General features: G+C 42.1%; 6 protein-coding genes. All 6 read left to right on the top strand.

The features are described 5' to 3' along the window. The coding region (locus tag OH455_RS16565; RefSeq protein WP_269982128.1) for a hypothetical protein at positions 1-2,329 on the top strand (2,329 nt) is incomplete at its 5' end. 11 nt (positions 2,330-2,340) lie between these two features. Then, positions 2,341-3,297, top strand: a complete 957-nt coding sequence (locus OH455_RS16560; RefSeq protein WP_269982127.1) for a hypothetical protein — start codon at positions 2,341-2,343, stop codon at positions 3,295-3,297. Between the two features lie 152 nt (positions 3,298-3,449). Next, complete coding sequence (locus tag OH455_RS16555; protein ID WP_269982126.1) at positions 3,450-4,400, top strand: hypothetical protein; 951 nt, start codon at positions 3,450-3,452, stop codon at positions 4,398-4,400. A 346-nt stretch (positions 4,401-4,746) separates the two neighbouring features. After that, on the top strand, positions 4,747-5,616 hold the full coding sequence (locus OH455_RS16550; RefSeq protein WP_269982125.1) for a hypothetical protein: 870 nt from the start codon (positions 4,747-4,749) through the stop codon (positions 5,614-5,616). A gap of 156 nt (positions 5,617-5,772) precedes the next feature. Then, positions 5,773-6,822: a hypothetical protein gene (locus OH455_RS16545; protein ID WP_269982124.1), complete on the top strand. Its 1,050-nt coding sequence runs from the start codon at positions 5,773-5,775 to the stop codon at positions 6,820-6,822. Positions 6,823-7,018: 196 nt separating this feature from the next. After that, a complete protein-coding gene (locus OH455_RS16540; RefSeq protein WP_269982123.1) occupies positions 7,019-8,263 on the top strand; it encodes a hypothetical protein in 1,245 nt (414 codons plus the stop codon). Positions 8,264-8,669: the final 406 nt, after the last annotated feature.

The raw sequence follows: 8,669 nt of genomic DNA, 5'->3' as shown, positions 1-8,669 counted from the left end.
GTTTGACCCGGTTGGCCGCCAGGTTGAGCTGTCTTTCGTGTTATCACTATTGGCCACGGTTGAAATGACTGCAGATAGCGCGGATACCTATCCGAAAGTCATTGGTAACATCATACGCGAGTTAATGAAGCCAGATAAAGATCCTCAGATCCACCAAGCCGTGCAAGAGAATATCAATCTTGAGGCGATGACCCACTTCTTTGATGAACGAGAGACGCTGTTTTCCGATTTTAAGACAAGAAGAGCTGAGATACTCAAATTGTTTTCGATGTTCGCCTTTGAGGATTTAGCAGACGGGTCATTAGGTTCCCTAGATGCCTACTTCGATATGTTTTTCTCGGAGCAGTCAATCGAGCCACTGAAAGAAATTCAGAAGCTCAACCATATTATGACAAGTATTATGGATGGCCTTGAGGGTACCAAGGAAGGCCATGATACAGCCATCAGTATGATTAATTTGGCTTACGAACAAGGCACAAACAATATCTATCTCACTTATGAAGATAAGCTCAAACTTATCCTTCTTCAATGTCAAGATACCGTGGATTGGGCAGAGCTGTCTACGTCGCTGGCGAATAACACCTCTAGCCTCCTTCAGTTCCTTTGGAATTGGATTTCAGCCATGGCGAAGTATGGTGGTGATACCGTGGTTACGACGGCGTTAAATTTAAGGCCGGTTGCCTATGCTGGCTTGCTCAATTTTATCCCCTTCTTCTTTGAAAAAGGTTTCGGTATTGTTGAAGAAGGTGGCAAGGTTAGAATTACTTTGCAGGAGCTGGCAGATATGCTCTCTGAACATATCAATTCAGGTGGCAAGAGTCATTTTAAGATGGCAAGAACTCAATCCGTGATGCCAACAGCCACCCGATTAATTAAATGGGCCAATGTTGAGAGAACCACCACGCTCCCTGAGTTTGAATTGGACGCAGAAAATAGAGCCATCCCAGAGTTAGAGTTACCGAAATTCGGCCACCGTTTTGCTAATTTTGAAGCCGCAACGACAGCCAGTTTATTGGGTAAAACGGCTGATGGAGCTTTATCTTCCGTTTCGCTTAAAGCCAATATCGAAATGCTAGTGCAATTGCTTCTAAAGAGTGAATTTGAACAAGCGGATCCAACAAAAAATCACGATTGGCTGTCCGCGAGTCAGGATTATGCGCTGGCGGTGGCCGGGTTATCGGCCGTGGTGGTTGATTCTACTGGGGGGCACAGAGCTCAGTTGTTGCTGGCCAGAAAAGCCCTCAATTCTCAAAAGTTCTACCAAGCCGTGTCTATTGGGTTACCTGGGCTGCTAGGTGCAATAGCAAGAGGAACCGCGCGCTCGGTTACTGGCGTCATTAGTCGCCGATTAGATAAGCTTGAAGTACTATCGAAATCGACACGCATGTCCGGTTTGGTTAGTGCTTCCAATTTGGCGCTGGTTGCCACATCGGCGATGGATGCCATGGATGCTAGTAAGGCAGGGAATACAGGCCTTATGTATGCCAATATGAATTCAATGATTGCCTACTCTATGTTTGCGGCGGCTCCCTCCCTGAAAGTAGTCCAAAGTTTATTGCCTGCTAATTCCAATCACGGTGCTATTTTATCGATAAGAAGTATGTCTTCATCGACGATTAGCTCTGGGTATTTTGCGTTGATCGGTTTCACGCTATTGATTGTGGCGGAATCCATGAAACTGAAATACGGCAAAACCGAGCTGGAGAACCTCCTCAATCGATGTTTTTGGGGCAACAGTAAATATTATGCTTTCTGGTATTTTCACCTCAAGGGGAAGCTTAATGTAGCGCAGAGGCTAGATTTTGCAGCTAAAAAGTTTCATGAGTCAAAATTTAACTTAGCTTTTGAAATAGAGCAGCAAGAGTTTATGAACTTACTATTGCGCCCTGAGCTAAAAGTGTGGGTCGAGGAAGAGCTGTCCAGCACCAGAAAAGTTTACGGTTACCGCATCGCGCTGCCAAGTTATATGAAAGGGAAGTCCAATCTGATTGGTATGGTATGCAGAAAGAAAGTTGTTGATATTATGCAGCCGATCAATCAAATGCGGAATGGAACGCTAATAAAGGATGAAGCGGCCACAAAGGCATTTCAGCGGGCTCTCAGCGCGGCCGCCAACAGTCAGGACTTTTTCCAGTCTGAAATGGTCAATGGAACCCTATACTTGAATTTTACCGTGGAGATGGAAGCTCAGCCAGATGAAGAACTTCACCTGCATTGGTACTACCAACAAAGCCCAGATATTATTGTCCCAAAACGTATGTTAACGTCCAAAGGCGTTCTGACACAAACGTATTACGGGATGATTGACGACAAGCCAAGCAACATATAGCAGGGGATAGAATGCAAAGAAAAAAGAAACATGGCGTTTTGCTCGGGTATCAATATCCACAAAAGTTAGTGAACTGGCGAGAAAAGATTACCCAGCGTATTCCCATTGAACCCCAGCAAGACCCTCTTGAACCTTTTATGGAGGTCACGGAAGATGTGTTGGCCGTGCGCAATTCTCTGCATAATTTGCGTTTGCCCTATTTATTACCGTTGGTGCTTGGCCTGTGGTTTATAGTTTTTCTTTGTGTAGGAGAATTGGGGCTCAATACAGCATCGATTGATACAGCGAAGGAGAGTCTTATCGACTACCAAATTAAAGAAGCTAGAGGTGAATATTTCGATGACTTTGATAAAAAATATTATGCCTATTATAAAATGATGCTCGATAAGGATGGTAACTACTCGCTTTGGGGTTACAGCCAAGCTGTTTTTGTCCATGGTTCAGAATTAGAACAAGAATCTCTCATTACATATCTCATTCTTTCTGCTGTCTCACTCAGTTTGGCCATATTGTTCAGTTTTGTTCTGTTTATAATGCCAAGGCCGGCCGATATCTATTTCGACCGAAAACGAGGGATTGTTTACACTTGGTCGTCTGGTCGTATTGGCGCTTGTCGGTTTGAGAACTTGGGCTTTTTAGAACACCGAACAGGGCTGTACTTGTACCTATATTGGGAAAAGGGAGGCGGTCAAGTTGGCTATTGCACAGAGGCGACTGTTATCCAACCTACGGGTAAAATCACGTTAAATAGAGAAAAAGATAACGACTATTTCCTAGCGCAAATATTCAATTATATGGACAAAGGCCGAAGTGCGATCCTCACAGAGGCGGAATTTTTTAGAGAACGCCCCATGACCTATTTTCGTTTGGACAAACGCCCAGAGCGGTTCGAAGAGCGATTAGAGAAAATCCTCGAGTTGGAGGAAGAACTCCCTCTGATGTACGGCAGAATACAAGTGCCCAATTGATAGGCGGACAGGTGGCTACAGGTTGAATGAGAGTCACATGAAAGGTTTAGTATTCACCTCCAAAGCGTATGGTCACAAATGATGGCAATTTAGTCACAACCCACCACGGCATGATTGATGGTAAGCATAGCAATATTGAATAGGATTAATCGATGAGCAGAGTCAATAACCAAGAAACCCTGGTTAGGTTTCGGTATGCACAAAAGTTGATGGATGGGCGAGATGAATTTGTCAATCAGAAAGCTATACCGCCTACTGATCAACCACCAGAGCCATTTATGCAGGTGACTGATGATATTATATCTATTCGCGATGCAAGGCATACTATTCGCTCCGTTTATCTTGTTCCTGTTGTGGTGGTGGTGTGGTTTCTCTTTATTTTTATACTCAGTGATTTGGGCTTAAATTCAGCTTCTATATCTCATGGGAAAGAGCAATTGAGTCGCTATCAACAAAAAGAACAAAAAGGAGCTTATTTTGATGACTATGACCGAAGGGAGTATTCATTTTATCAAACAGTGTTTGCTAATAATGGAGAATATTCATTGGTCAATTATATTCGAGCTGTTTACAAGTCTGGTCGTGGAGATTTACGTGAAGGCTTAGAAATAGAATTAAAAGCTACGGGTGTGTCGGCTTTGATCGTTTTTCTTGTGAGTGTGTTTTTCATAAGAACGTTAAGGCCTACTGATATTTTCTTTGATAGAAAACGCGGGGTTGTTTATACGTGGTTCTATGGCCGTGTGGCCGCTTGTCGATTTGAAAATTTGGGGTTCTTAGAGAAAAGTACGGGTATTGTTCTTTACTTATACGCTGAAAATAGAAAGGGTAAAGATGGCTACGATATGGTGCCGATCAGAATTCAACCGACGGGTAAAATAATTCTTAATACTGCCCGAGACAATAATGAGTTCTTTCAACAAATCTTCAACTTTATGGAAAATGGCAAAAGTACCGTCATTACCGGTGAGAAGTTTTACCGCCCTCAACCTAAAACATATTTTATGATTGATAAAAGACCAGAGCCTTTTGAAGCACGATTGGAAAAGCTTTTGCAACAAGAACACGTTCTTCCTAAATTGTATCGGTATTTACAAGAGTAGTGCGGCCTACAGACCATTACCATCTACCCATCGAGGCTACATTAGCACGCTCATATCCTAGCAATGGTCGATTAATGCACAGTGATTAACGTGTGTGGATTATAGCTGTTCTATGTATTAAATATAATTATTAGCAAGAGATCACAAAAATAAAAATATAAATTATAACAAATAACAACACTTTCTCTATTCAAAGTTTCATTTTAACTAAAGGTTTAGACAAACTAACAGAAAATATAAAGCTATTGGATTGTTTTACTCACTATGAGCCTGTCATATGGTTGTTATATTAATAAAAACGGTTCTGCTACTATTTCAGAATTTAAATTAGCCAGAAAGTATAAGCATGAGAATCATTGCCCTTTTATTGTTGTTACTGATCACAGGATGTAGCGATCAAGTCAATATTAAGTTTGAAAGAAGTGTCGATCAAATCGAAGAAGCCGAGTTTCAAATAAAAACAGCCATCAAAGATATTGCGATCGTCAATAAATTTGAGTGGGAGAAAGCCCCAGGGAAGTTAGGACATAATCGATACGTAAACATCAGCGTCAAGGCTAAGAAGGGTATCGAAGACTACTCGGTCGACAAAGTGATTAGACGTCTCAGTGACTCGCTCTCTGCGAAAGATCCCGAGGTGACACTTTCTGTTGAAATTACAGAGACGGAGCAGCCTACCCTAGACTTGTTCGGCGCCCAAACTGGTGATGTGAACAAGGCTAAAGTCGATTGGAAGTCTGCCAATGCTGGAATTTACTATACAGAAGGCGATACTTCCTTTTTCGGTAATGGTGCCTCTAATTTTTATTGTGGTATTCAAGTGCGGCTAGAAACCACTATTCCTGTACTTACCTATAAGCCAGAGGTGGCAGCGGAGCATAAGACTACATCGGCCATTGCCCTAGCAGGGCTTATGGGGATCGAGTTGCTTGGCAACAAGAAAACTGTCGATGGTCTGCCCCTAGATGACAGTGTTTATCAAGTCCAATTGCAAACGGGACGTCACTCCGATGATTACAAATATGCATTGCTCATTTTTGAATACTTAGGGAAAAAGAAGGTCAACTCAAATTATGAATGGCTTGTTTCCCCACCTCAAGGCCATAGCGAGGCAAGTTGTCTGGAATCTATCCGGAAAAAAGCGGGATCAAATTTATACGGAGTGGCTGGAAGTATCTCGGCAGAGAATAATGTTACCAGTGTTCTCAAGGCGTAGATGCAATAAAAATCCCTAAATGAACAGAGTGAGGTAGGGCAATCGATGGATTTGGAAACAGTACTTTACTGGCTAAATGAGGGGAAGGAATTTTTTCAGCGTATTTTAAATGGAGAAATTCCTTTCCCCGCTATGCCGGCAATTGGTGGGAGTCTTATGCTATTATTGGCTTCTCTGAATCGAAAGCATTATCAGCCCATATTGGACTGGGTTACTCGTTCAGAGAACCATGCTTATTCACAGCCGTACGATGATCCATTGTCACCGATCATGTCAGTAAATGACGATATACTCACTATTAAAGATGTATCTTGGCATCAACTGAGACTGTTTTTGTTGCTACCTATCTTAGTCGCCATTTGGGCCTTTGGCTTATGGCGTATCGTTGACTTTGGGCCAAGTAAGTTCATGATTGACGTTGCCAACAGCACTCTAGATGAGTTAGAGCAAGGTATCACGCCCGATAAGAGTCGGTATCTCGGCACAATCTCACGTGCTTCCATCAACCCGCAGGTCTATACCTATGAGTACTATATCTATAGCCGAAAGCGCAGAGGAGTGGACATTGATACCCTACTCAAAGAGGACCAGCGAAGGATAGATTTCTATAGAGTGTTGTTATCTGACAAGGGAACAAGCTCGGCTATTCGATATGTACAAGCAATACAGGCATACGGCACAGAATCAGAAAAAGAACGGCTCAATGAAACTCTAATATTTATTGCCGCTTATCTTCTCGTTGCTCTCATTATATCTATCGTTATTCTGGCTATTCCTCGCCGAGCTTATCTGCACTTTGATCGAAGACGTGGGATTGTTTACACATGGCGCTTAGGCAAGATTTCGGCATGTTCATTCCAGAGTCTAGGCTACCGATACATCAATTGTCATGGAGGGTTTGTGTGCTTACTAGGTGAGAAAACCTTATCTTCCAGCACCTACAAGCCTCGTCCATTTCGTCTTGAAGCTACCTCAAAAAGCCACGCAAATAGTAAACATGGAAACCAAAACTTCTTGTTGTCCCAGATCGTTGACTTCATGAAATATGGGAAAAAAGCGATAATTACTGGCGAGGATTTTGAGCGTGAAGCCCCTAAAACGTATTTTTTTGTTTCTAAGAAGCCCAAGCAGTTCGAACAAAGATTGGAGAGAATACTGAGCAAAGAACATCAGCTTCCCTCTATTTACAAGGCTAAGAAATTATAGCGAATGCTTACAAATCGTTATGCCCAAAAAGCCAACAAGATACGAATCCTTGTTCCCAAGTGATAACGAGACATCGATGCTAGGATGTATTTACCACCAAAGCTCAGCCTTTTGTTCATGGTAGCTCAGGGCTTCGCTAGCCGTTGTCGATAGATTCACTCCCCTAATGAACCATCTGATAAACCTAGGAGATACAGTGAATACAATAGCCAGTATTCAAGATACCGTTCTCACCCCATTTACTCGAAGTATTTATCAAAAAGCCTTTTTGCTGATTGGCCTGTGTATACTTGTTAGTGCATTTTTCTATGATTCTCAGACTATTACGCTAGTAACAAGCGGAATAGCCACGGTTTACGTTATTGTTAGTTTTGTTTTCAAGCCTAGGTTACACCAGCACATATACAAGCAAGATGACTGCCTTCATGTAGTAAAGTCGGCACTAATGTCCAATCTTGATAAACGAGTATTATGCTGTTTTATTTTGATTTCCGTAGTGGGCAATGCCTATGCTTGGGCTGATGTCACTATGTTAATGCTTGGTAATGTGGCTTATCAAATTTGTCTGTCCGTATTAGTTTATAGATGGATGCATCAACAAGAAGAACTGTCTTTACCTTTGACGAATAAGTATTTACTGCTTGAGAACAAGCAGTCCAATTGCCTATTAATGCAAAGATTTGATATCTATATAGACAAGCGGCCCGCTGAAGTACTTGCACTATCTGCAGTGGATGAGACTTATCAAAGCGCGGATAAAGAGAGGGAACTCGAGTTTGTGGGTACGATCTCTTTTGAAGAAGAACCATTCGAAGCTGATGATGCGGCCACTATCATTACAGAGATCAATCAGCATTTATCCACGACTATGGGAGATACTATGACTAGAAAGTCGTGGCGAGATACAGCACCGCTATTTGTACTGAGTCTGGTTTGTTTGTACGCTTACGTCTTTTGGTTACCTAGCCTATTTGAGTTTATGTTCCCTGTTGAACGTCATCAAAATAAGTTTGGTCATATGGTAAATGGGACTGAATCTATGTCTGACTTTGGCGTACATTTTATGATGTTCATTATGTTTATCATATTTGCTTTGCCTTGTTTCTCAGCCATATATAACTTTTGTCACAACGTAAGATTTTCCACATTTGAAGCGGTTTGCGCCACTAATGAAGGACTTTGGTTGCTAACTCCCAGCATAAATGGTCATGAATCCAGAAAAATATCACGCGCCGCCATTGCTTATATTAGCTACGCTGATATTCAAGCTAAAACAGAGGATGCGGTGCCACCTACAATGTATATAGATCAAGATATAAAGCTGATTGGTGTTGATGATAATCTTATCTCGTTAAACGATTGTGCTTGGAACTGTCGGTTTGTACTTAATCATTTGGTTAAACTCGGGTTGCCGGTGCGTTTAGTTAAACATCGTAACTAGCCATCAATTGAATAGCGAATACCACATAGCTAACAGGGTAATTGAGTATTTAAGCTTGTGGACACCTGTTAACATCACGTCCATCCATTAGAGTAAACATCAAGTTTTGAGCGAGAAATTCACTTAGCGCGACTGAGGGGCAACGCCACGAATGTGATAGCCTAGCTAGGCTGTTTCATTTGGTATTATCACTCGCTAAGGTGCTGCTTCGGCCTAGCCTCTTGAACGTTTAAGCTTAACGTCTCATCGATTCACAACCGCGGTGTTTTGAAAAGCAACGAGGTAACCTTAGCGTATGATGTTGAAGCTAGAGAACGATGAATAAAAAAACACCCTCAAGTAAAACTTGAGGGTGTTTTGTGTTGCACTGATGGGCTACTTCGAGAGTACCTGATGAACAGGTATT

The organism is Vibrio sp. T11.5, from assembly GCF_027587155.1.
GTDB classification, from domain to species: Bacteria; Pseudomonadota; Gammaproteobacteria; order Enterobacterales; family Vibrionaceae; genus Vibrio; species Vibrio neptunius.
Note: the sequence above shows the minus strand (reverse complement) of the source record. Positions and strands in the feature narration are given on the sequence as shown.

Coding starts and splice junctions, on each gene's coding strand:
- OH455_RS16550 (WP_269982125.1), top strand. CDS start 4,747: ATGAGAATCATTGCCCTTTTATTGTTGTTACTGATCACAGGATGTAGC.
- OH455_RS16560 (WP_269982127.1), top strand. CDS start 2,341: ATGCAAAGAAAAAAGAAACATGGCGTTTTGCTCGGGTATCAATATCCA.
- OH455_RS16555 (WP_269982126.1), top strand. CDS start 3,450: ATGAGCAGAGTCAATAACCAAGAAACCCTGGTTAGGTTTCGGTATGCA.
- OH455_RS16545 (WP_269982124.1), top strand. CDS start 5,773: ATGCTATTATTGGCTTCTCTGAATCGAAAGCATTATCAGCCCATATTG.